Source organism: Variovorax brevis (assembly GCF_030317105.1).
Lineage (GTDB): Bacteria > Pseudomonadota > Gammaproteobacteria > Burkholderiales > Burkholderiaceae_C > Variovorax > Variovorax brevis.
The window spans coordinates 103,195-125,045 of sequence record NZ_JASZYG010000010.1 but is presented as its reverse complement, the minus strand read 5'-3'; the positions used below and the strand labels follow the sequence as shown (position 1 = coordinate 125,045).

The 21,851-nt window shown below is 65.0% G+C and carries 21 protein-coding genes; 4 read left to right on the top strand and 17 right to left on the bottom strand.

From position 1 onward, the window contains the following. Nucleotides 1-1,077: a class 1 fructose-bisphosphatase gene (locus tag QTI66_RS27480; RefSeq protein ID WP_286563346.1), complete on the top strand. Its 1,077-nt coding sequence runs from the start codon at nt 1-3 to the stop codon at nt 1,075-1,077. Between the two features lie 25 nt (nt 1,078-1,102). Next, a complete protein-coding gene (locus QTI66_RS27475; RefSeq protein WP_286563345.1) occupies nt 1,103-1,981 on the top strand; it encodes a phosphoribulokinase in 879 nt (292 codons plus the stop codon). 71 nt (nt 1,982-2,052) lie between these two features. Here the strand turns inward: QTI66_RS27475 and QTI66_RS27470 are convergent, their stop codons facing one another. The 9 genes from QTI66_RS27470 to guaD all read right to left on the bottom strand — a co-directional run bounded on the left by QTI66_RS27470 (nt 2,053) and on the right by guaD (nt 11,046). Further along, complete coding sequence (locus QTI66_RS27470) at nt 2,053-2,460, bottom strand: FHA domain-containing protein (protein ID WP_286563344.1); 408 nt, start codon at nt 2,458-2,460, stop codon at nt 2,053-2,055. A 65-nt stretch (nt 2,461-2,525) separates the two neighbouring features. Continuing rightward, the gene (locus tag QTI66_RS27465) at nt 2,526-3,443 is read right to left on the bottom strand and encodes an amino acid ABC transporter substrate-binding protein (protein ID WP_286563343.1); all 918 of its coding nucleotides are present in this window, start codon (nt 3,441-3,443) and stop codon (nt 2,526-2,528) included. Then, nucleotides 3,443-3,775, bottom strand: a complete 333-nt coding sequence (locus tag QTI66_RS27460; protein ID WP_286563342.1) for a c-type cytochrome — start codon at nt 3,773-3,775, stop codon at nt 3,443-3,445. Before QTI66_RS27460 ends, QTI66_RS27465 begins: the two co-directional genes overlap by 1 nt. Continuing rightward, the gene (locus QTI66_RS27455; RefSeq protein ID WP_286563341.1) at nt 3,772-5,448 is read right to left on the bottom strand and encodes a PQQ-dependent dehydrogenase, methanol/ethanol family; all 1,677 of its coding nucleotides are present in this window, start codon (nt 5,446-5,448) and stop codon (nt 3,772-3,774) included. Before QTI66_RS27455 ends, QTI66_RS27460 begins: the two co-directional genes overlap by 4 nt. 236 nt (nt 5,449-5,684) lie before the next feature. Beyond that, nucleotides 5,685-7,136, bottom strand: coding sequence for a DEAD/DEAH box helicase (locus QTI66_RS27450; RefSeq protein WP_286563340.1), 1,452 nt, complete (start codon nt 7,134-7,136; stop codon nt 5,685-5,687). Between the two features lie 128 nt (nt 7,137-7,264). Continuing rightward, nucleotides 7,265-8,143: a KPN_02809 family neutral zinc metallopeptidase gene (gene ypfJ, locus QTI66_RS27445; RefSeq protein ID WP_286563339.1), complete on the bottom strand. Its 879-nt coding sequence runs from the start codon at nt 8,141-8,143 to the stop codon at nt 7,265-7,267. Between the two features lie 88 nt (nt 8,144-8,231). Continuing rightward, complete coding sequence (locus QTI66_RS27440; protein ID WP_286563338.1) at nt 8,232-9,119, bottom strand: alpha/beta hydrolase; 888 nt, start codon at nt 9,117-9,119, stop codon at nt 8,232-8,234. Nucleotides 9,120-9,123: 4 nt separating this feature from the next. After that, nucleotides 9,124-9,690, bottom strand: coding sequence for a dCTP deaminase (dcd, locus tag QTI66_RS27435; RefSeq protein ID WP_286563337.1), 567 nt, complete (start codon nt 9,688-9,690; stop codon nt 9,124-9,126). A 63-nt stretch (nt 9,691-9,753) separates the two neighbouring features. Next, complete coding sequence (gene guaD / locus QTI66_RS27430; protein WP_286563336.1) at nt 9,754-11,046, bottom strand: guanine deaminase; 1,293 nt, start codon at nt 11,044-11,046, stop codon at nt 9,754-9,756. A gap of 99 nt (nt 11,047-11,145) precedes the next feature. Here guaD and QTI66_RS27425 point away from each other — a divergent pair, with 99 nt between their 5' ends. Beyond that, nucleotides 11,146-12,321 (top strand): glycosyltransferase family 4 protein, encoded by a 1,176-nt coding sequence (locus QTI66_RS27425; protein ID WP_286563335.1) that lies wholly within the window; start codon nt 11,146-11,148, stop codon nt 12,319-12,321. A 30-nt stretch (nt 12,322-12,351) separates the two neighbouring features. On the opposite strand, the gene QTI66_RS27420 is transcribed toward QTI66_RS27425, so the two are convergent. After that, the gene (locus tag QTI66_RS27420; RefSeq protein WP_286563334.1) at nt 12,352-13,440 is read right to left on the bottom strand and encodes a BMP family ABC transporter substrate-binding protein; all 1,089 of its coding nucleotides are present in this window, start codon (nt 13,438-13,440) and stop codon (nt 12,352-12,354) included. A 175-nt stretch (nt 13,441-13,615) separates the two neighbouring features. Here QTI66_RS27420 and QTI66_RS27415 point away from each other — a divergent pair, with 175 nt between their 5' ends. Next, nucleotides 13,616-14,266: an ORF6N domain-containing protein gene (locus QTI66_RS27415; RefSeq protein WP_286563333.1), complete on the top strand. Its 651-nt coding sequence runs from the start codon at nt 13,616-13,618 to the stop codon at nt 14,264-14,266. On the opposite strand, the gene QTI66_RS27410 is transcribed toward QTI66_RS27415, so the two are convergent. From QTI66_RS27410 to QTI66_RS27380, 7 genes are all read right to left on the bottom strand, one after another. Further along, nucleotides 14,254-14,712, bottom strand: coding sequence for a hypothetical protein (locus tag QTI66_RS27410; RefSeq protein ID WP_286563330.1), 459 nt, complete (start codon nt 14,710-14,712; stop codon nt 14,254-14,256). The two genes, QTI66_RS27415 and QTI66_RS27410, sit on opposite strands and share 13 nt — an antisense overlap. Nucleotides 14,713-14,899: 187 nt before the next feature. After that, on the bottom strand, nt 14,900-15,940 hold the full coding sequence (locus QTI66_RS27405; protein ID WP_286563329.1) for an adenosine deaminase: 1,041 nt from the start codon (nt 15,938-15,940) through the stop codon (nt 14,900-14,902). After that, nucleotides 15,940-16,932 carry an aromatic ring-hydroxylating dioxygenase subunit alpha gene (locus QTI66_RS27400; protein WP_286563327.1) on the bottom strand — a complete coding sequence of 331 codons (993 nt, stop codon included), beginning with the start codon at nt 16,930-16,932 and terminating at the stop codon, nt 15,940-15,942. Before QTI66_RS27400 ends, QTI66_RS27405 begins: the two co-directional genes overlap by 1 nt. A gap of 68 nt (nt 16,933-17,000) precedes the next feature. Further along, nucleotides 17,001-18,173 (bottom strand): BMP family ABC transporter substrate-binding protein, encoded by a 1,173-nt coding sequence (locus QTI66_RS27395; RefSeq protein ID WP_286563325.1) that lies wholly within the window; start codon nt 18,171-18,173, stop codon nt 17,001-17,003. A gap of 58 nt (nt 18,174-18,231) precedes the next feature. After that, nucleotides 18,232-19,152: an ABC transporter permease gene (locus tag QTI66_RS27390; protein WP_286563324.1), complete on the bottom strand. Its 921-nt coding sequence runs from the start codon at nt 19,150-19,152 to the stop codon at nt 18,232-18,234. Beyond that, nucleotides 19,153-20,313, bottom strand: a complete 1,161-nt coding sequence (locus QTI66_RS27385) for an ABC transporter permease (RefSeq protein WP_286563323.1) — start codon at nt 20,311-20,313, stop codon at nt 19,153-19,155. Beyond that, nucleotides 20,306-21,841 carry an ABC transporter ATP-binding protein gene (locus QTI66_RS27380; protein WP_286563322.1) on the bottom strand — a complete coding sequence of 512 codons (1,536 nt, stop codon included), beginning with the start codon at nt 21,839-21,841 and terminating at the stop codon, nt 20,306-20,308. Before QTI66_RS27380 ends, QTI66_RS27385 begins: the two co-directional genes overlap by 8 nt. Between the last annotated feature and the right edge of the window lie 10 nt (nt 21,842-21,851).

Below are 21,851 nucleotides of genomic sequence, written 5' to 3'. Positions count from 1 at the left end.
ATGCCGACCGGCGGAAAATCCACACTGACCCAATTCCTCATCGAAGAGCGCCGCCGTGCGCCCGGTGCAACCGGCGAACTCAATGCGCTCATCACCGACGTGTCGCTGGCCTGCAAGGCCATTTCGCGGCGGGTGGCCTATGGCGCGCTCGACAACACCGCCGTCAGCAACGGCTTGGTCGACCAGGCGGCGGACCAGGTGCACGAACGGCTGCCTCAGCTGAGCAACCAGATCTTCCTGCGCGCCAACGAATGGGGCGGTCACGTGGCGGGCATGGTGTCGGAGGCCATCGAGGCGCCCTACCTGCTGCCGGACCACTACCCGCGGGGCAAGTACCTGCTGATGTTCGACCCGCTCGACGGCGCGCCGAACGCGGACGTCAACGTGACGGTGGGCAGCATCTTCTCGATCTCGCGGGCCGCGCGGCCTGGCGAGGACGCGCAGGCGCAAGACTTTTTGCAACCCGGCACGCGGCAGGTGTGCGCCGGCTATGCGATCTACGGGCCATCGACCATGCTGGTGCTCACCATCGGCAACGGAACGCACGCCTTCACGCTGGAGCCGCTGCTGGGTGAATGGGTGTTGAGCCATCCGCATCTGCGGATTCCGGAGCGCACGCGCGAGTTCGCCATCGACGCGTCCAACAGCCGCTTCTGGGAGCCCGCGGTGAAGCGCTACGTGGACGAATGCCTGGCCGGCCAGCCGGGCCCGCGCGGCGTCGATTTCGACATGCGCTGGATCGCGTCTCTCGTGGCCGAGACGCATCGCATCCTGATGCGCGGCGGCGTGTTTCTTTTTCCGAGCCACGCGAGGGACCCGAAGCGCGACGCGCACCTCAAGCTGCTGTACGAGGCCAACCCGATCGCCTTCCTCATCGAACAAGCCGGTGGCCGCGCGAGCAATGGCCGCACACGCCTGATGGAGCAGACGCCGCAGTCGCTGCACGAACGATGCAGCTTCATGTTCGGCTCGCGCGACGAGGTGGCGCTCATCGAGCGCTATCACCACGACGACCTGCACTACCGCTACGACTCGCCCCTGTTCAACCAGCGCGGCCTGTTCGCCAAGGCGGCCTGACGACAGGCCAGCAGAAAGACCACCCATGTCCGCACGCCACCCCATCATTGCCATCACCGGCTCTTCCGGCGCAGGCACCACCTCGGTGACGCGAACCTTCGAGGCCATCTTCAGGCGCAACGGCGTCAACGCCGCGATCATCGAGGGCGACAGCTTTCATCGCCACGACCGCGCTGCGATGAAGCGCGCCCTGGCCGAAGCGGAGGAACAAGGCAATCCACATTTCAGCCACTTCGGCCATGAGGCCAACCTGTTCGAAGAACTCGAGAAACTGTTTCGCGACTACGCCGAATGCGGCACCGGCAAGAGCCGAAAATATTTGCATGACGAGGCGGAGGCCGCGCCGTTCAAGCAGCCGCCGGGCACCTTCACCGAATGGCAGGACCTGCCGCCCAGCGACCTGCTCTTCTACGAAGGCCTGCACGGCGGCGTGACCACCGACAAGGTCGACATCGCCGGGCAGGCGGACCTGTTGATCGGCGTGGTGCCGGTGATCAACCTCGAATGGATCCAGAAGCTGCACCGCGACCGCAGCACGCGCGGCTATTCAACGGAGGCCGTGACGGACGTCATCCTGCGGCGCATGCACGACTACGTGCACTACATCTGCCCGCAGTTCATGCGCACGCACATCAACTTCCAGCGGGTGCCGGTGGTGGACACGTCCAACCCCTTCATCGCGCGGACCATTCCCACCGCCGATGAGAGCCTGACGGTGATCCGATTCGCGGATCCGAAGGGCATCGACTTTCCTTACCTGCTGAGCATGCTGCACGACTCATTCATGTCGCGCGCCAACACGCTGGTGGTGCCGGGGGGCAAGATGGATCTGGCGATGCAGTTGATCTTTACGCCGATGATCATGCGGCTGGTGGAGAGGCGGCAGCAGATATTGGCGCGTTGAGGGGCCAGGCGTCGCGTGCAATGGCCTGCACGATTGCTGCTGACTTCCTGAGGTGCCAACCACCTCCACCCCTAACGCTTCCCCCGCTGCTCCGTCGGCGTATCCCGCGTCGTCGCCGCCCCGCGATCAAGGTCGGCCAGCAAACCCGGCACCGTCGCCAGGCGCACGGCGTCCACTTGCGTGAACTCCTGGTTGGCAGCGACGAAGCGCATCTCGAAAGCGCCGATGCGGATCGTGTCGCCATCCGCCAGCACTTGGCTTTCAACGCGTTCGCCGTTCACGAAGGTCCCGTTGCTGCTGCCCAAGTCCTGGATGGTGACGAAGGCCGGCTCCACGACGATCAGCGCATGCGCCCTGCTCGCGCTGTTGGAGTCGATGACGATGTCGTTCTGCGCACCCCGTCCCAGGGTGTTCTCGTTCTCGTGGAGCAGCACCTGGCGCACTCCACCGTTCGCCGTGGGCATGATCAATTTCGGCATGGATCGATTGTCCGCGATACCGGCGCATTCGCCAGCCTTCGGACCACTCGGCCCCGCTCACACGACTATTCGCGCATGAGTTCCATCAAGCCGATGGGCGCACTGACCTGTGGCTCGTCCGCCGGCACCCATGTGCTGCCCGCCTCGACGGTCCAGCGCTCGAGATCGCCCGTGGCAATCGCCCGGTCAATCACCCGGTCGGCAGCCGCCAACACCTGTGTGGACTCCGCCCGCGCGACAAAGCCGATGTTGATGCGCAGCGGATGCAAGTAGCCGGTGCGCCGCACAGCCGTCGACGGATGTGCAAGGCGCCAGGCGTCGAGGCGGTCCAGGCTCACCAGCGTTGCATCGAACTTGCCGGCTTCCAGCAGTTCGAGCGCATCCTCGTTCTGCGCCACGCCCACCGATTGCGCGCGCAGCTTGCCGTTGCGAAACAGCGTGACGATGGTGCCCGTCATCGTGCCGGCCGTCACGCCGATGCGCGCGTCGCCCGGATTGGCCAGCGTGGCAGACTGCCGCGCCGCGTCCCGCACCACCAGCGCGAGCGCGACGGTGTGATAGGCGTGGCTGGGCGCCAGCGTGCCGAGCGGCACCCACGGGCGCTGCGGTGGCCGCGGCGCGCCTGGGTGGTCCGGCACGCGGGCGGTGGGCCGCGAAGCGGGGCCCAGATCGCCGGCGATCAGCGGAAAGCCACTCGCGATCTCGCACACCTTCGAGGACAGCATGGCGTTGACCTGCTGGGACAGCGTGGCCTCGTTCTCATACTTCGATTCGAAGGGGACCACCTGCAAAGGCCAATTGAGCTCCTGGGCAATCGCCTGCGCGACGCGCACGTCCAGCCCCTTCACCTCGTCCTTCACTTCGTAAGACAAGGGTGGGTTGTTCTCGGCCACGCATACGGTCAGGGCCTGTGCACCGGCGCTTGCAGTGCCAAGCGACAACATGGCCCCCAGCGCAGCCAGCCGCAGATCGATGCGCCGCATCAAGGCTCCTTGCCGCCCCGGCTGCCCACGTAGGCCCACAGCAGCTTGATCTGCGCGGGCGTCAGCGACTCCTTGAAGGACGGCATGTTGCCCTTTCCGTTGGTCACCGAGTGGAGGAAGCGGTCGGGGTCGTCGACCGGAAACTTGCGCAGGTCATACACCGTGTTGCCGGAGTTCACCATGTTGAGTCCGTGGCACTGCGAGCAAACCTTATGGAAGAGCTGGCGCCCCTGGTCGATGTCCGCAGCCTCGAAGCGCGCCGGTCCCGCGGCAGCCGACGCGACGCTCAGCACGCCCGCCACCCCGGCCAGGAAGATCCCGCTTCGACTCATCGAAGCGCAAAGGTCCAGATCGAGCCGCCCGCCGGAACCGTTGAGAAGCGTTCGTCGCCGATGATGGCCCACACGCCGCCCGCGCCCGAGAGGATGGTGACGTATTGCTTGCCGTTCTTCTCCCAGGTCACCGGCAGCCCGATGATCCCGGAGCCCGTCTGGAACTGCCAAAGCTTCTTGCCCGTGCTGGCGTCCACCGCAATCACTTCGCCCGTCGCCGCGCCGGTGAAGACCAGGCCGCCTGCCGTCGACAGCGTGCCTGCCATGCTCGGGATGGTCGGCCACGGCATCTTCCACTTGCTCTTGCCGGTCAGCGGGTCGATGGCGCTCAGGTAGCCGTGGGGTTCGTCCTTGGGAAAAGTGACGCCGCGGAAGTCGATGCCCAAGTACCACTCGCCCTGCTTGTATTCAGGCTTGGCGAGCTTGTAGGGCCAGCCGAGGTTGAGGGTGTTGGCATAGGCCAGCCTCGTTGCGGGATTCCAGGACATCGGCTCCCAGTTCTTGCCGCCCAGCACCGACGGATACACGATTTCGTCGCCACCGGCCCGGATGCGCTTGACCACCTCGGACTCGACCGGCCGGCCGGTGGCCAGGTCGACCTTGTCAGCCCAGTTCACCTTGACGTAGGGGTTGGCTGCCAGCAGCTTGCCGTTGGCGCGGTCCAGCACGTAGAAGAAGCCGTTGCGGTTGGCCTGCGCCAGCACCTTGCGGTTGGTGCCGCCGATGTTCATGTCGACCAGCATGCCGACTTCGGTGGCGTCGTAGTCGAACGGGTCGTTGGGAGAGAACTGGTAGTGCCACACCAGTTCGCCTGTCTTCGGACGAAAGGCGAGCACCGAGCCGATGTACAGGTTGTCGCCCTTGCGCGCCTCGGCGTTCCACGGCCCGCCGTTGCCGGTGCCCCAATAGACGAGGTCGAGTTCGGGGTCGTAGGCGCCCGTCAGCCACGTGGGCGCGCCGCCTTTTTGCGCGGTGTCGCCGGGCCAGGTGTCGCCGCCCTTTTCGCCCGGCAAGGCGGTGGTGAACAGGCGCCAGAGCTTTTCGCCGGTCTCGGGGTTCCAGCCGTCGATGAAGCCGCGCGTGCCGTATTCGCCGCCTGCGATGCCGGTCATGATCACGCCATTGGCGATGAGGGGCGCACCCGTCTGGGCGTGGCCGAGCTTGTAGTCGGCGGCTTGCGACTTCCACAACTGCTTGCCGGTCTTGGCGTCGTAGGCGATGAGGTGCGAGTCCAGCGTCGTGCGGTAGATCTTGCCGTTCAGGATGGCCGCGCCCCGGTTCAGCAGGCCGCAGCAGGCCATCTTGAAGACGTCCGAGGCGTATTCGATGTCCTGCTTCCAGATCTGCTTGCCGCTCAAGGCGTCAACGGCCACGGTCGACGTGTGGGTCGTCACGTACATCACGCCGTCGTAGATGATGGGTTGCGACTCCTGCCCCTGCGAGTTGTTGAGGCTGTAGTTCCACACCGGCGCCAGCTTGCCGACGTTCGACTTGTTGATCGCCTTGAGCGGGCTGTAGCGCTGGTTCGAATACCCCATGCCGTACGTCAGGACGTTGTCCGGCGTGGCCTGGTCGTTGCGCAGGTCCGCAAGGGATTGCGCCTGCGCGGCGGAAAGGGCACCCAGTGCAAGCGTGCATGCCAAGGCGAATCGGCGGGAAAAAATCGCTCTCATCGTGTCTCCTGTGGTTGGCTTTGTCGGCTTTGAGCAGGCGCCCGGTGCGAACGCACGCCGCGCTGCGGCACAGACGATAGGTCTCGAAAGCCGAACCACTGGCTAGGGCAAATCCCTAAGATGAGATGCGGCGCAGCATTGGGTGTCACCATGGCGACTCGCCATCGACGGCGAACAGCCAGGCACGCGGCGCATAAAAAAAATGCCGGCAGGAGCCGGCATTTCACTTTGTCAGGTCAAGGCGCTGTCTTGAACAGCGCAGCCACCTTGCGCTTGGGCTTGATGTTGGCCGAGACGCCGCGCGGCGGCGCACTCTTGGCCGCCGCTTCCCATGCGGGCGCGGTGTCCGTTGCGCTGGGCTCGTACGGCTTGTCGAAGAACGGATCGCGCGGCGCAGCGGCCGGGCGATGCGGACGTTGCGAGCGCGCTGCGCGCGGCTCGAAGCGTTCGCGCGGCTGGTCCAGCACATCGCGTGCGTCGCCGGCTTCGCCTTCGTCGCGCCAATGGCGGCGTCCGTCGTTGATCCGGCCGCGCGGGCGGTCTTCCTCGAACTCGACGGGTTCGAGCTCGACCTTCTTCTTGATCAGCTTCTCGATGTCCGACACGAGGCGCACATCGTTGCCGCCGCTGCAGAAGGTCACGGCCAAGCCCGATGCGCCTGCGCGGCCGGTGCGGCCGATGCGGTGAACGTAGTCTTCGGCGTTGAACGGCACGTCGAAGTTGAAAACAGCCGGCACGTCCTTGATGTCGAGGCCACGCGCCGCGACGTCGGTGCACACCAGCAGGTCGACTTCGCCCGTCTTGAATGCTTCCAGCGCCTTCAGGCGCTCGTCCTGGCTCTTGTCGCCATGCAGCGCGGTGGTGCGCAAGCCTTCACGCTCCAGCGAGCGCGCCAATCGGGCACAACCCAGCTTGCTGTTCACGAAGACGAAAGCCTGCGTGATGCCGCGCTGGCGGACGATCTGCTTGAGCGCGCGGCGCTTGTCGTCATCGCTGACGCTGAAGAAGTGCTGCTCGACCGTCGAGGCGGTCTCGTTGGGCCGCGCCACTTCGATGGTGACGGGGTTCTGCAGGTAGCTGCCAGCCAGGCGCTTGATTTCCGGCGAGAAGGTGGCCGAGAACAGCAAGGTGGTGCGCTGCTTGGGCAGGTAGCTCAGGATGCGCTGCAGGTCGGGCAGGAAGCCGATGTCCAGCATGCGGTCGGCTTCGTCGAGCACCACGTATTCGACTTGGTTGAGCACCGCGTTCTTGGCTTCGATGTGGTCCAGCAGCCGGCCCGGCGTGGCCACCAGCACCTCGACGCCTTTTTTCAGCTCGGCCGTTTGCGGCTTCATGTCCATGCCGCCGAACACCACGGTGCTGCGCAGGTTGGTGTACTTGGCGTACATCTCGACCTGCTGGGCGACCTGGACAGCCAGTTCGCGCGTGGGCAGCAGCACGAGCGCACGCACCGGATGGCGCGCAGGCGACGTCGATGTGTTCTCGTGCTTGAGCATGCGCTGAAGCAGTGGCAGCGAAAAGGCTGCCGTCTTGCCGGTGCCGGTCTGCGCGGCGCCCATCACATCCTGACCCGAGAGCACGACCGGGATGGCCTGTTCCTGGATGGGAGTCATGGTTTCGTAGCCCATTTCGGCTACAGCGCGGGCGATCGGCTCAGCCAGCGAAAGATTGGAGAAGGAGCTTGTCATTAACCTTCTATTGTCGCACTGCGGCAAAAAAGTGATGTGACAAGCCCGTATTTGCCCGTATTGCTATGCAATTGATAGCACCCGAGCCGCGCCAAGCGGTGATTCACGCAAAGCGCGACCGCAAGGGTCTAGAGCGTTTTTGCCCCGAAGGTGTCGCAATCCTTGACGCTCCCGGTCTGATATCCAGCGCCAAACCAGCGCTGGCGCTGGGCGCTCGTGCCGTGGGTGAAGCTGTCAGGCACGACTGCACGGCCGGCGGAACGCTGAAGTGCGTCGTCGCCGATCTTCTGGGCCGCGTTCATGGCCGCTTCGATGTCGCCCGGATCCAGCCACTTCTTGGATTCTTGCGAGTGATGCGCCCAGACGCCCGCAAAGCAGTCCGCCTGCAGTTCCACGCGCACGCTCAAGGCGTTGCCTTCCCGCTGGCTCACGCGGCCGCGCATCTGGTCGACCTTGCCCGTGATGCCCAGTTCGTCCTGGACGTGATGGCCGATTTCATGGGCGATCACATAGGCCTGCGCAAACTCGCCCGGCGCGCCGAGCTGGGTCTTCAGGGTGTCGAAGAAGCCGAGGTCGATGTAGACCTTCTTGTCGCCGGGGCAGTAGAACGGCCCCATCGCCGACTGGCCGGTGCCGCAGGCCGTCGGCGTATAGCCGCGGAACAGCACCAGCCGCGCCGGCTGGTAGGCGGCGCCGCCGGCCTTGAAGACGTCCGACCAGACCACTTCCGTGTTGCGCAGGACAGTCGATACGAAGGCCGCCTCGCGGTCGTTGGATGGCGGCTTGGGCGCGGGTCCCTGCTGCACCTGCGGTGCGGGGCCACCGCCGCCGCTGAGGAGGCCGAGGATGGTCAAAGGGTTGATGCCGAAGATCCACCCGCCAATCAGGGCGACCGCCACGGTGCCGATGCCAATGCTGCGCCCGCCGATCGGAAAACCGCCTCCGCCCCCGCCACCCTGGCGGCGGTCTTCAACGTTGTCCGATTGTTCGTTGCCTTCCCATCTCATGTCGTTCTCCAGGCACCGCGGTGCGTGCGGGAGGCCGATGGTACTGCCGCCACGTTGCCACGCGTGTCAGACGCGGTCGGAAGGCGGGTTATTGCGCCTGCGGCCGACGCACCGACTGGAAGATGTACTTCAAGGCATCGGCGGCGGTCGATTCCCACACCATCCATTCGTGCTTGCCATTGACGATGCGCAACTCGGCCGGCTGCTTGTTGCGGCGCAGCAGCGAATAGAACTGCGTGGCTTCGCTCTCGATGTAGAACTCGTCGTCGTCGCCCGAGTCGATGAACATCGGCACCTTGATGTTCTTCTTGAGGAAGGCCTCCCACAACGCGGGGTAGTTGTAGGCTTTCCAGACCTCCGGGCTGTAGGCGCCGTCGGTGCCCGGCAAGGCAAACACCCTGACGTTGCGCGCCGACGAATCCGGCGGCGGCTCGGGGTTGTAGATGGCCGGGCTCAGCAGCGCGGCCGCCTGGAATTTCTCGGGGTACTCCAGCACGTAGCGCAGGGCGCCGTAGCCCCCCATCGACAGGCCGGCAATCACGCGGCCGTCCCGCGTGTTCAGTGTGCGGTAGTTCTTTTCCACCTGCGGAATCATTTCCTCGAAGAAGGCGGTCTCCATCTTCTCCCTGAGGTCCACGTACCAGGTGGTGCCGGCGTCGGGCATCACGATGATGGCCGGCGGCATGTCGCCCGCCTCGATGAGCGCATCGACGGTTTTCTTGATGCGGCCTTTCACGGGCCAGTCGTTGCGGTCGCCGCCGTTGCCGTGCAGGAGGTACAGCACCGGGTAGCGCAGCTTGGCGTTGGCGTCGTAACCCGTCGGCAGGTAGACGTTGTAGGTCCAGCTGCGGCCGAGCACGTTGCTCTTGAACTCCGCCCCTTCGATGATGCTGGCATGCGCCAGCGACGCCGCCGCGGCGAGCAGGGCAAAGACGCCGGCGCCCACCGCCCGGCGCCACGTGCGAACGAAGCCCATCGCCTCAGGCCTTGGGCAGGGTGACGCCGCGCTGGCCCTGGTACTTGCCGCCGCGGTCCTTGTAGCTGGTCTCGCAGACTTCGTCGCTCTCGAAGAACAGCACCTGCGCGCAGCCTTCGCCCGCATAGATCTTGGCGGGCAGCGGCGTGGTGTTGCTGAATTCCAGCGTGACGTAGCCTTCCCACTCGGGCTCGAAGGGCGTCACGTTCACGATGATCCCGCAGCGGGCATAGGTGCTCTTGCCCAGGCAGATGGTGAGCACGTTGCGCGGGATGCGGAAGTACTCGACCGTGCGCGCCAGCGCAAAGCTGTTGGGCGGAATGATGCAGCTGTCGCCGTTGAAATCGACGAAGCTCTTCTCGTCGAAGTTCTTGGGGTCGACCACCGTGCTGTGGATGTTGGTGAACACCTTGAACTCGGGCGCGCAACGGATGTCGTAGCCGTAGCTCGAGGTGCCGTAGCTGATGATCTTGTGGCCTTCACGCTCGCGGATCTGGCCGGGCTCGAAGGGCTCGATCATCCCGTTCTTCTCGGCCATGCGCCGGATCCACTTGTCGCTCTTGATGCTCATGTACGCGTCCTTGTTGGGGGTGCCATTTTAGGGTGCCCCAAGGCACGCCCGCCCCCGCGGACCTCAGGCGGGGAGCGCCTGGCCGATCACCGTGCGTTCAATGAGGCGGTCGTCGCCAAGGACGATCATTGAAAAGAGCAGCTCTTCGAGGTTGTTGGCCAGCGCGGTCTTGCGTGCCAGCAGCGGCGTGGCGCGCGGGTTGATGACCACGAAATCCGCCTCGCAGCCGGGCTGCAGGTTGCCCACGACGCCGCCCAGGCCCAGCGCCTGCGCAGCACCGGCCGTGTGGCGCCACCACAGTTGCGACGGCGGAATGCTCACGCCGGGTTTGCTCTGGCCTTCGCGCCCCGCGAAGTAGGCGGCCAGCATCGTGCGAAAGGGGCTGAAGCTGGTGCCGCCGCCCACGTCGCTCGCCAAGCCGTATTCGTAGCCGATGCGGTCGGCGCCTTCGAAGTTGAAGAAGCCGCTGCCCAGGAACATGTTGCTGGTCGGACTCACGGCCGTGGCGGCGCCGGTGTCGCGCATCAGCCGGCGGTCGTCGTCATCGAAGTGGATGCAGTGCGCGTAGATCGCCCGCTCGCGCATCAGGCCGAAACCGACGTAGACATCCAGGTACGAGCGCGCCTTGGGGAACAACTCGCGCGCCCACTTCACTTCGTCCTTGTTCTCGGCCACGTGGGAGTGGATCCAGGTGTCCGGATGCGCGGCGGCCAGTTCGCCCGCGCCATGCAGCTGCGCGTCGGTGCTGGTCGGCGCGAAGCGCGGCGTGATGGCGTAGCCGAGGCGATCGACCTTGTGCCAGCGGCGAATCAGGGTTTCGGTGTCGAGGAGACTCTGCTCGGTCTCGTCGCGTACCCCATCGGGCGAGAACCGGTCCTGCAGCACCTTGCCGGAGATCATCCGAAGCTGGCGGCGCTGGGCCGCCTCGAAGAAGGCGTCCACCGATTGGGGGTGCGAGGTCGCAAAGGTCAGCGCCGTCGTGACGCCGTTGCGCATGAGTTCGTCGAGAAACACATCGGCGACGGCTGACGAATGCGCCGGGTCGACGAAGCGGCTTTCTTCCGGAAAGGTGTAGTTCTCCAGCCACGGCAGCAGCCCTTCCGCGGGGGATCCGATGATGTCGGTCTGCGGAAAGTGGACGTGCATGTCGATAAATCCCGGAGCGAGGATCCGGCCCGGCAAATGTTCGACGGGAACCTGCGAATATCGGTCCTTGAGGTCGGCGAAGGCGCCGGCCGCCTGCACGCACTGCCGGCCCTGCTCGTCAGGGCCGACAACCAACAGACCGTCTACTTCAAAAATCGGCTGGCCGGCAGGGTCGAATCGCAAAAGGGAAGCTCGGTACGCTTGATGCATGGGGCCGAGGGTAGTCGAATGACATTTCTTTGCAATTGCCGGGCGCGTATAGCCTCCATACGGCAATTCGGGTAGTTCTGAACTCAATTTTTTCCAAAGATGAAAGTACTGCTGATCGGCAACTACGCGCCGGATGACCAGAAAAGCATGGTGGCCTTCAGCGCCATGCTCGAACGGGAACTGCCGCGACTGGGATGCGAAGTTCGCGTCGTCAGTCCGCAAGCGCGAGCCATCCGCCTGCCCATGCCCCGCAAGCTCCTGAAGTGGGCGGGCTACGTGGACAAGTTCCTGCTGTTCCCCCTGGGCCTTGCCTCGCACTTGCGCTGGGCCGACGTGGTGCACATCACAGACCACTCCAATGCGATGTACGCGCCGCGCGTGACGCAGCGCCCCAACGTGCTGACCTGCCACGACGTGATCGCCATCCAGGCGGCGCTGGGCATCGTCAAGGACTGGCAAGTCGGTTGGACGGGGCGCATCTTCCAGTCGATGATCGCAAGGGGTTTCGGGCATGCCGACCGGGTGGTGTGCGATTCGTCGGCAACGCTGCGCGATGTCCTGTCATTGAAGCTGGCGGATCCGGCCCGCGTCGTCATGGTGCCGATCGGGCTCAACAACGAGTTCGGGCCGCTGCCGCAATCCACGGTGCGCGAGGCGCTGGCGCCCTACAAGGTGGCGCCCGAAGATGAATACCTGCTGCACGTCGGGCACGAGCATCCGCGCAAGAACCGCATCGCCGTGCTGAAAGCCTTCATTGCGCTGCAGGACAAGGCCGCGGCCAAGGGCGAGAAGCCCGTGGTCCGGACGCTCGTCTTCGTCGGCTCGGCGCTCACGCAGGAAATGATCGCGCTCATCGCCCTTCATCCGGGGCTTGCGAAGCAGATTCATGTTTTGCGCGACGTGTCGCACGAATCCTTGCGCGCGCTCTATTGCGGCGCGACCGCCCTGCTCTTTCCCTCGATCCAGGAAGGCTTCGGCTGGCCGATCATCGAGGGACAGGCTTGCGGGTGCCCGGTGTTCACCTCGAATCTGGCGCCGATGAACGACATCGGCTCGGATGCGGCGGTGTACGTCGATCCGAACGATGCGTCCGCGATTGCCGACGCGATCATGGAAGCAGCGCCCCGACTGTCGCAGATGCGCACGAAGGGCATCGCGAACGCGGCGCACTACTCGGCGGCGCAGATGGCACAGACCTACGTGGGCGAATACCGCAAGGTGATGGCTGCGCGCGTTGGCGCGCTTCAGACGTCGGTGAAGGCAGCCAGCCGCTGAGTTTCGAGGCAGGGCCGCTGCCGCCCGGGACTATCGCGTCACCCGGCCCTGCACGCCTTCCACCAGCCAGTTCATCTGCAGGATTTCCGGATCGGTAAGCGCCTTGCCCGCGGGGATGCGAAGCTTGCCTTCGTTGTCCTTGATGTCGGCCACCGCGCGGAAGGGCTGCAGCTTGCCATCGGCGATGTCCTTTTGACGCGCGAGCACCTCGTCCTGCACCGGCTTGGGCACCTTGGGGCCGAAGTTGCCGACGCGGATCATGCCTTCCTTGACGCCGCCCCACAGGTTGCCGCTTTTCCAGGTGCCGTCGAGCACGGCGCGGGCGCGCTGGGTGTAGTAGTCGCCCCAGAGATGCTGCACGGCGATGATCTGCGCGTCCGGCGCGAACTTGCTCATGTCGGAGTGGTAGCCGATGGCCATCTTGCCGCGTTCCTGCGCCGCGGCGACCACCGCCGTCGAGCCGGTGTGCAACGAGATCACGTCCACGCCCTGGTCAAACAGGCTCATGGCCGCGTCACGCTCGCGCGGCGGGTTGAACCACTCGTCCAGCCACACGACCTTGACCTGCGCCTTCGGGTTGACCGAGCGCATGCCCAGCGTGAAGGCGTTGATGCCCTGCAGCACTTCCGGAATCGGAAAACCCGCGACGTAGCCCGCGATGCTCGTCTTCGTCATGCGGCCTGCCGCCACGCCTGACAGGTAGCGGCCTTCGTAATAGCGCGCGTTGGCCACCGACACGTTGGCGGCCGTCTTGTAGCCGGTGATGGACTCGAACTTCACGTCGGGAAAATCGCGTGCGACCTTCATCGTCGGGTCCATGTAGCCAAAGCTGGGCGTGAAGATGAGCTTGTTGCCCTGCATGGCCAGGTCGCGGATGACGCGCTCGGCGTCGGGCCCTTCGGCCACGTGCTCGACGTAAGTGGTCTTGACCTTGTCACCCAGCGCGGCCTGAACGGCCTTGCGGCCCTCGTCGTGCTGCTTGACCCAGCCCGCGTCGGTAACGGGCGTGACATACACGAAGCCGATCTTGAGGGGATCGGCTGCGTGCGACAAAACTGGAAATAAAAAGCTTGCGGATGCCAGCGCCAGAACGGCGCGGCCCACGAGGTTTTTGTACATGGTAGTCCTCTACATGGCCCCGGACAAAAAAATTGGCGCTGCGGGGCAGCAGCGCCAAGCTGGCATTTTAAGCCATTGGGGCCATGGCCAATTCGGACAGCAACCCGCCTCGCATATGCTCAGGATGTAACTGGCGCAGGCCAGTCACTCAAGAAGAAAACGCAGGGGGAAAGAGATGACAAAAACAAGCACAACAGACGGCACGATGGTGCTGCCAATCGAGGGGCGCATTCAAGTGGTGCGCGGTCTCAAGGTCATGATCGACGCCGATCTGGCTGCGCTCTACGGAGTCGACACGCGCCGCCTCAACGAGCAGGTCAAGCGAAACGCAGGACGGTTTCCGGCCGACTTCATGTTCCAGCTCACGCCGGCCGAAAAGGCCGAGGTGATCGCAAATTGCGACCACCTCGCCAAGCTCAAGTTCTCCAAGGCGATGCCATTCGCCTTCACCGAACACGGCGCGGTGCAAGCTTCCAGCGTCCTAGCTTCGACCCAAGCGGTGGAGATGGGGATCTACGTAGTGCGGATCTTCGTGCGCTTGCGCCAGGCAGCCTCGATGCACGAGGATCTGGCCAAGCGCCTCACAGCCCTGGAAGACAAGGTCGAAGGCCTGACCCTGTCGCACGACACTTTCAGCCGCAGCACGCGCCTGCAGTTGCGTCAGCTGTTCGATGCCTTGCGCGCTTTGACGACGCCCCCCGACCCGCCCAAGCGGCCCATCGGATTCGTCACGCCCGAAGAAAAAAAGGCGCCAAAGGGGAAGGCGCGCAAGCCTGAGGCCGGCCCGAGTGCCTCACCGCCAGCGCAACGCCGTCAATCCAGGTAGTCGGAGAACAGCGGCATCACGTCCCGCAGGAAAGCGATCTCCCGTTCGTCGACGGCGCGCGGCTCCAGGTCGAAGTGGATGAAGGTGCCCCACGGCGTTCCATCCTCACGAACGAGCAGGCGACCGTAGTACGACTCGACGAACCCGGCATAAGGCCGCTTCGTCAGGCGCCGGTCGGCGCTGGCGTGCGGCGTCATGAACTCGCCTTGCTCGATGGCGTATTGGCAAAAGCTCTTGTCGAGCGGAACGACTTTCAGCCAGCTGCGGTATTCGGAAGCGCGGTCGTAGGCATGTGCCGCTCGCATCACGTCACCGGTCAACTTGTAGATGGCCGTGAACCGGTACGGCGTCCTGTCGTTGAGCATCGCCAGCGCCGCGCCAATTCCATGGCCGGCCAAAACGCTGCGGACTGCTTCTGTCTGCGCTGACAAGTCGATATCGAACATGCGTCTCCTCTCTCGTTATGCAATGCCATGCGCGGCGCCAACTGCGCAAGCTCTTCGGGTTCAAGTCGTGGAACCGACGCGGCGCGCTGGTGAGGCGCAATCAGCGCCAGCGCCTTGCGGTTCATTCCGGAATGCAGCGGCCAAGTTAGTGACCGCTTCAGAGATACAAAGGTATCACATTGTGAACCTACTTGAAATTCGCGAAAACGCCATCCAGCCGTTCGACATAAGCCGCTTTCGCCGGCGCATCCAGAAAGCTGCCTTCGAAGCTGTTGGCCGCCAGCTGCCACGCGTGCGCCGCGGTCATGCCGGTTGCGGCAAAAGTCTGGACAAAGTTTTCGTTCATGTAGCCCCCAAAATAGGCGGGGTCGTCCGAATTCACGGTGGCGACCAAGCCCGCGTCCAGGAGCATTTTGAGGTTGTGTTGTGACAAATCCGGGAACACGCAGAGCTTGAGGTTCGACAACGGACACACCGTCAGTGGAATGCGGTCCTGGGCCAGCCGCTTCATCAGCTCGGGGTCCTTGGTGCTTTGCACGCCGTGGTCGATGCGCTCGACCTTCAGCACGTCCAGCGCACTCCACACATAGGCCGGCGGCCCCTCCTCGCCCGCATGCGCGACAAGGTGAAAGCCCAGTTCGCGGCAACGCGCAAAGACCTTCGCGAACTTCTCGGGCGGATGGCCCACTTCGCTTGAATCGAGGCCGATGCCGATGAACTTGTCGCGGTGCGGCAGCGCCTCTTCCAGCGTGGCAAAGGCTTCTTCTTCGCTCAAATGGCGCAGGAAGCACAGGATGAGCGAGGCGCTCACGCCCAGCTTTGCCTTGGCGTCGGTGCACGCGCGGTGCAGCCCGTCGATCACCGTCTTGACCGGCACGCCGCGCGCCGTGTGCGTCTGCGGGTCGAAGAACATCTCGGTGTGCACGACGTTGTCGGCCGCCGCGCGTTCCAGGTACGCCCACGCCATGTCGTAGAAATCCTGCTCCTTGAGCAGCACGCTGGCGCCGGCGTAGTAGATGTCCAGGAAGGATTGCAGGTTGGTGAAGGCGTAGGCCTTGCGCAGCTCCTCGACATCCGCATAGGGCAGCTTCACGCCGTTGCGCTGCGCCAGCGCAAAGATCAGCTCGGGCTCGAGCGAGCCTTCGATGTGCATGTGCAACTCCGCCTTGGGCATGGCGCGCAGCAGGTCGGGCAGCCGCTCGGCAGGAATGTTCGGGATGGTGCTCATCAGCAGACTCCAACGGTGATGCCGAGCCCCTTGAGGTATCGGCGATAGAAAGATGATGCCTTGTCGGCGGCCGTGTGCATCTCAGCGCGCAGGTCCAGCGGCAGGCGCTTGGGGCGCTGCGACTCCAGCACCGGCTTGTCCTGCAGGAAGATGGTGTCCTGGAAAGCCTGCAACGCTGCGTCGTCGCGCTCGAAATCGGCCGTGGCGAGCCGGAACCACACACGGCAACGCTCGGCGTCTGTCGGGCAGATGAACAGGGCAATCGACTCGCGATAGCCCTCGGCGCCCACGCTCTCCGCCTCCGGGATCTTGATGAGCACGGCCGCGTAGGGCGCGACGACCTCGTAGCTGTATTCGACCTGCGCAGGGCGCGTCGAGTTGATGGTCGACTGCGGCTGCCAGGCCTTGCAGCCGGTGGCGAGCAGGCCGGTGGGCGTGGCCTCGACCTTGTAGTCGTCAATTGCCGTCATGCTTCGCGCACCCAGCCAGCCTTCGTGCACGAAGCCGAAGTGCGACATGTCCAGGAAGTTCTCGACCAGGCGCGGAGCGCTGGTGTCGACGTCGTAGGGGCCGCAATTGAGCTTGCGCAGGCGCGCGTCCGACTCGGCCGCGAAGGCAGGCAAATCGCCGGAGGCGTCGCCGTCGAGGCGCACCCAGATGAGCCCGTGCGCTTCACGCGTCGCATGGGTGGCGGCGCGGTGCGTGGGCGGCGGCGTGAAGTCGGGCAAGGCGGGCACATGCCTGCTCTGGCCTTCGCCGTCGAAGCGCCAGCCGTGATAGGGGCACTCGAGCATTCTTGCGCCGTCGCAATCGACCACGCGCCCAAGGGATAGTTGCGCGCCGCGGTGCGGGCAGCGGTCCTGCCAGGCGCGGGCCGTGCCCTGCGCGTCGCGCCAGAGCACCAGGTTTTCGCCGAGAAGGCTTGCGGGTACGGGCGCATCGGCCACGTCGGCCGACAAGGCCACCGGATGCCAAAGCTGCTTTTCGATCATTTTCTTCAAGTCAATGAAAAAAGGGTTGCCCGTGGGCAACCCTTGATGGTTGGCGCAAACCGCGCCGATTACTTCTTGTCGCCGCCGGGCACCTTGCCCTCGACGCCCTTGACGTAGAAGTTGACGCCCGACAGGAACTTGTCGTCCGCCACGGCGTCCTTCGCCACGAGTTCCTTGCCTTCCTGGTCGATGATCGGGCCCTTCCAGATCGCGAAGCTGCCGTCTTTCAGGCCCTTCTTCACTTCGTCGACCTTGGCCTTGGCTTCGGCCGGCACGTCTTCGGCGATGGACACCAGGTCGATCGCGCCTTCCTTCACGCCCCACCAGCTCTGGCCGGTCGTCCACTTGCCGTCCAGCGCATCCTTGGTGGCCTTGATGTAGTACGGCGCCCAGTTGATGGTGGCCGATGCCAGGTGGGCCTTCGGGCCGTAGGCGGTCATGTCCGAATCCCACCCGAAGGCGCGCTTGCCCTTTTCCTGTGCCGTCTTGAGCACGGCGGGCGAGTCGGTGTTCTGGAACAGCACGTCGGCGCCGCCGTTGATGAGGGCCGTGGCCGCTTCGGTTTCCTTCGGCGGGCTGAACCATTCATTGACCCACACCACCTTGGTCGTGACCTTCGGATTGACCGACTGCGCGCCCATGGTAAAGCTGTTGATGTTGCGCAGCACTTCAGGAATCGGCACCGAGCCGACCACGCCCAGCGTGTTGGACTTGGTCATGGCGCCGGCGATGATGCCGGCCATGTACGCGCCTTCGTAGGTGCGGCTGTCATAGGTGCGCATGTTCTCGGCGGTCTTGTAGCCGGTCGCGTGCTCGAACTTGATTTCCTTGTTGTCGGCGGCGGCCTTCAGCATGGGCTCCATGTAGCCGAAGGTCGTGCCGAAGATCAGCTTGTTGCCCTGGCCGACCAGGTCGCGGAACACACGTTCGGCGTCCGCGCCTTCGGGCACGCTTTCGACGAAGGTCGTCTTGATCTTGTCGCCGAATTCCTTTTCGATGGCCTTGCGTCCGTTGTCGTGCGCAAAGGTCCAGCCACCGTCGCCAACCGGGCCGACATAGGCAAATGCGATGTTCAGCGGACCGGCAGCGGGTGCAGGCGCGGCCGCCGTGGGGGCGGGCGCAGCGGGAGTCGCGGCAGGTGCCGGCGCTTCTTCCTTCTTGCCGCAGCCCATGAGGGCTGCCGCAGCGACGGCCGAGAGAGCCGTCAGCTTGAGCAGGGAACGCTTGTTGAGATCAGTCATTGTCGGAATCCTCACAGGACAGGTTGGCGAAAAAGAAACAAAACTTTGCAAACACGGATTATGAGCCGGGGTAGAACGGTTTCCCGATCGAGGCCGGCATGTTCACGCGGATGAAGGCCGGGTTGCGCGAGATGATGGCCAGCACCACGATGGGCGCGATGTATTGCAGCATGCTCAGGAACTGGCTGGGCACATTGACCCCCGTGCTCTGCAGGTGAAAGCCCAGCATCGAGACACCGCCGAAGAGGTAGGCGCCCAGCAGCACGCGAATCGGCCGCCAGGTGGCAAAGGTCGTGAGCGCCAGCGCGATCCAGCCGCGGCCCGCCACCATGCCTTCGACCCACAGCGGCGTGTAGACCGTCGACAGGTAGGCGCCTGCCAGCCCGCACAGCGCCCCGCCGGCGACCACCGCCATGAAGCGGATGCGCCGCACCGGATAGCCCAGCGCATGCGAGGACTCCGGCGACTCCCCGACCGAGCGCAGCACCAGCCCGGAGCGGGTGCGGTAGAGGAACCAGATCAGCGCCGCAGTGAGGATCATCGCGAAGTACACCATCGGGTGATGGCGGAACAGCGCCGGGCCCACCAGCGGAATCTCGCTCAGCACCGGAATGGCGTACGACACGCTTTCAGGCAGCTTGGCCTGCACGTAATCCTTGCCGACAAAGGCCGAGAAGCCCACGCCGAACAGGCTCAGCGCCAGGCCGGTTGCGTACTGGTTGGTGTTGAGCCAGATCACCAGCACGCCGAAGATGCCGGCCAGCAGCCCGCCGGCCGCCATGCCCGCCACAAAGCCGAGCCAGTTGTTGTGGGTGTTGACCACCGTCGCGAAGCCGGCAATGGCCGCGCACAGCATGATGCCCTCGGCGCCAAGGTTGACGATGCCGGCCTTTTCGTTGATGAGCAGGCCCAGTGCGGCAATGGCCAGCACCGTGCCGGCGCTCAGGGTCGAGCCCAGGAGGAGTGCGTAGGATTCCATTTAGACGGCTCCCTCGGTGGAACGCGGCAGCGGCGCGGCGCCGGTTGTGATGGGCGTGCTCGCCTGCAGTGACGATGTGCTCATGGCGGGCGACGTTTGCTTGGGCGCGGACTTGCGCTTGATGCGGTAGGCAATGAGCGTGTCGCAGCCCAGCAGCGTGAACAGCAGCAGGCCCTGGAACACGCCGGTCAGCGATTTGGGCAGCCCCAGGCGCGACTGCGCCAACTCGCCGCCGATGTAGAACATGCTCATCAGGATGGCCGAGAAGATCATCCCCACAGGATGCAGGCGACCCACGAAAGCCACGATGATCGCGGCAAAGCCGTAGCCGGCCGGCACGTACGGGTTGAGCTGGCCAATCGGGCCGGCCACCTCGAGCGCACCGGCAAGCCCTGCCGCGCCGCCCGACGTCAGCAACGCGATCCAGATGGCGCGCCGCGCCGAGAATCCCGCATACCGGGACGCCGCCGGCGCCAGCCCGCCCACCTGCTGCGCAAAGCCCGCCCGCGTGCGGAACAGGAACACCCACAAGGCGCCCGCACCGATGACCGCGATGATCAGCCCGATGCTCACGCGCGAGCCCTTGAACAACTTGGGAATCTGCGTCACCGCCTCGAAGGTCTTGGTCTGCGGGAAGTTGTAGCCCTGCGGATCTTTCCATGGTCCGTAGACCATGTAGCCCAACAGCAAGGTGGCCACGTACACCAGCATGAGGCTCACGAGGATCTCGCTGGCGTTGAACTTGTCGCGCAGCAAGGCGACGATGCCCGCCCACACCATGCCGCCCAGGACGCCCGCGATGAGGATCGCCGCGACGATCCATCCGCCGGTGTTCTTGTCGGCCAGCAGCGCCACGCCGCCCGCCGCAATGGCGCCGAAAACGAACTGCCCCTCGGCGCCGATGTTCCACACGTTGGAGCGGAAGCACACCGCCAGTCCGAGCGCGATGATGAGCAGCGGCGTCGCCTTGACCATGAGCTCGCCCAGCGCGTAGCCACTCTTGATGGGCTCGTAGAAAAACACGAGGAGGCCCTTGACCGGGTCCTTGCCCAGCGCGGCGAACAGCACCACGCCGATCAGCACCGTGATCAGCAGCGCCAATATCGGCGAGCCATAGCTCCAGAAACGCGAGAGCTGCGGGCGGGGTTCGAGCTTAAACATGGGCGGCCTCCTTGGCGGCAGCGCTGGCCGATTTGTCCCACAGGCCGCTCATCCATTCGCCGATCTGCGGCACCGTGGCGGCCGCGCGGTCGACGGAAGGCGACAGCCTGCCCTTGGCGATCACGTAGAGCCGATCGCAGATTTCAAACAGTTCGTCGAGTTCTTCGCTCACGACGAGCACGGCGCAGCCGGCATCGCGCAAGGCAAGGATCTCGCCGCGGATGAGCGCCGCGGCGCCCACGTCCACACCCCAGGTGGGCTGGGACACGATGAAGACCTTGGGGTTGGCGTCGATCTCGCGACCGACGATGAACTTCTGCAGGTTGCCGCCCGAGAGCGAGCGCGCCGCCGAGCTCGGCCCGCCCGCCTTGACGTTGAAGCGCTTGATGATCGCCGCGGCGTGCTGGTCCAGCGCGCCGGTGCGGATCCAGCCGCCCTTGCCCACCGCGTTGCTGCGCGTGAGCAGGAGGTTGTGCGCGAGCCCCAGCGTCGGCACCGCGCCGCGGCCCAATCGTTCTTCCGGCACGAAGTGCATGCCGAGCGCGCGGCGCTGGCGCGGATGCAGGTGCCCGGCAGGACGGCCGAGCACTTCGATCATGGCGGCATCGGCGCGCGTGTCTTCGCCGGACAGCGCGTAGAGCAACTCCCGCTGCCCGTTGCCCGACACACCGGCGATGCCCACCACCTCGCCCGCCCGCACGTCGAGCGAGACGTGGTCGAGGTCGACCCCGAACTGGTCTTCGCGCGCCAGCGACAGCGACTTCACCTTGAGCGCGACCTCGCCCGCATGGATGGCGCGGTGCTCCAGCGGCGGCGGCTCGGCGCCGATCATCAGGCGCGAGAGCGACTCGTTGGTTTCCTGCTGCGGGTTGCACACGCCCGTGACCTTGCCGCCGCGCAGCACCGTGCAGGCCGTGCAAAGCTCGCGGATCTCGTGCAGCTTGTGGCTGATGTAAAGGATGCTGCAGCCTTCCGAGGCCAGCTGCTTGAGCACCACGAAGAGCTTTTGCACCGCCTGCGGCGTCAAAACCGAGGTCGGCTCATCCAGGATGAGCAGCTTGGGGTCGGTAAGGAGCGCGCGGATGATTTCCACCCGCTGCATCTCGCCCACCGACAGCGTGTGCACCGGCCGCGAAGGGTCGATGTCCAGGCCGTACTCCGCGGCCTTTGCGGTGATGCGGCGCGCCACTTCGGCGAGCTTGAGGCTCTTGTCCAGCCCGAGCCACACGTTCTCCGCGACGGTGAGCGTGTCGAACAGGCTGAAGTGCTGGAACACCATGCTGATGCCCAGCGCCCTCGCCTCTTGCGGATTGCGGATGTTGACGGGTTGACCGTTGAAATGCACGGTGCCTTCGTCGGGCTTGACCGAACCGTAGATGATCTTCATCAAGGTCGATTTGCCGGCGCCGTTTTCGCCCAGCACGGCGTGGGTTTCGCCGGGCTGCACGAAAAGCGAGACGTCGCTGTTCGCTACCACGGCCGGGTAGCGCTTGGTGATGTTGGCGAGCTGGAGTCTGGGGGATGTCATGGCGTGTGTC

Excerpts from the sequence above, each read along its gene's own strand:
- guaD (WP_286563336.1), bottom strand. The coding sequence starts at position 11,046 with ATGCATCAAGCGTACCGAGCTTCCCTTTTGCGATTCGACCCTGCCGGC.
- QTI66_RS27470 (WP_286563344.1), bottom strand. The coding sequence starts at position 2,460 with ATGCCGAAATTGATCATGCCCACGGCGAACGGTGGAGTGCGCCAGGTG.
- QTI66_RS27395 (WP_286563325.1), bottom strand. The coding sequence starts at position 18,173 with ATGACTGATCTCAACAAGCGTTCCCTGCTCAAGCTGACGGCTCTCTCG.
- QTI66_RS27380 (WP_286563322.1), bottom strand. The coding sequence starts at position 21,841 with ATGACATCCCCCAGACTCCAGCTCGCCAACATCACCAAGCGCTACCCG.
- QTI66_RS27385 (WP_286563323.1), bottom strand. The coding sequence starts at position 20,313 with ATGTTTAAGCTCGAACCCCGCCCGCAGCTCTCGCGTTTCTGGAGCTAT.
- QTI66_RS27440 (WP_286563338.1), bottom strand. The coding sequence starts at position 9,119 with ATGGGCTTCGTTCGCACGTGGCGCCGGGCGGTGGGCGCCGGCGTCTTT.
- QTI66_RS27390 (WP_286563324.1), bottom strand. The coding sequence starts at position 19,152 with ATGGAATCCTACGCACTCCTCCTGGGCTCGACCCTGAGCGCCGGCACG.
- QTI66_RS27475 (WP_286563345.1), top strand. The coding sequence starts at position 1,103 with ATGTCCGCACGCCACCCCATCATTGCCATCACCGGCTCTTCCGGCGCA.
- QTI66_RS27415 (WP_286563333.1), top strand. The coding sequence starts at position 13,616 with ATGACAAAAACAAGCACAACAGACGGCACGATGGTGCTGCCAATCGAG.
- QTI66_RS27480 (WP_286563346.1), top strand. The coding sequence starts at position 1 with ATGCCGACCGGCGGAAAATCCACACTGACCCAATTCCTCATCGAAGAG.
- dcd (WP_286563337.1), bottom strand. The coding sequence starts at position 9,690 with ATGAGCATCAAGAGCGACAAGTGGATCCGGCGCATGGCCGAGAAGAAC.
- QTI66_RS27460 (WP_286563342.1), bottom strand. The coding sequence starts at position 3,775 with ATGAGTCGAAGCGGGATCTTCCTGGCCGGGGTGGCGGGCGTGCTGAGC.
- QTI66_RS27465 (WP_286563343.1), bottom strand. The coding sequence starts at position 3,443 with ATGCGGCGCATCGATCTGCGGCTGGCTGCGCTGGGGGCCATGTTGTCG.
- ypfJ (WP_286563339.1), bottom strand. The coding sequence starts at position 8,143 with ATGAGATGGGAAGGCAACGAACAATCGGACAACGTTGAAGACCGCCGC.
- QTI66_RS27400 (WP_286563327.1), bottom strand. The coding sequence starts at position 16,932 with ATGATCGAAAAGCAGCTTTGGCATCCGGTGGCCTTGTCGGCCGACGTG.
- QTI66_RS27455 (WP_286563341.1), bottom strand. The coding sequence starts at position 5,448 with ATGAGAGCGATTTTTTCCCGCCGATTCGCCTTGGCATGCACGCTTGCA.
- QTI66_RS27405 (WP_286563329.1), bottom strand. The coding sequence starts at position 15,940 with ATGAGCACCATCCCGAACATTCCTGCCGAGCGGCTGCCCGACCTGCTG.
- QTI66_RS27420 (WP_286563334.1), bottom strand. The coding sequence starts at position 13,440 with ATGTACAAAAACCTCGTGGGCCGCGCCGTTCTGGCGCTGGCATCCGCA.
- QTI66_RS27450 (WP_286563340.1), bottom strand. The coding sequence starts at position 7,136 with ATGACAAGCTCCTTCTCCAATCTTTCGCTGGCTGAGCCGATCGCCCGC.
- QTI66_RS27425 (WP_286563335.1), top strand. The coding sequence starts at position 11,146 with ATGAAAGTACTGCTGATCGGCAACTACGCGCCGGATGACCAGAAAAGC.
- QTI66_RS27410 (WP_286563330.1), bottom strand. The coding sequence starts at position 14,712 with ATGTTCGATATCGACTTGTCAGCGCAGACAGAAGCAGTCCGCAGCGTT.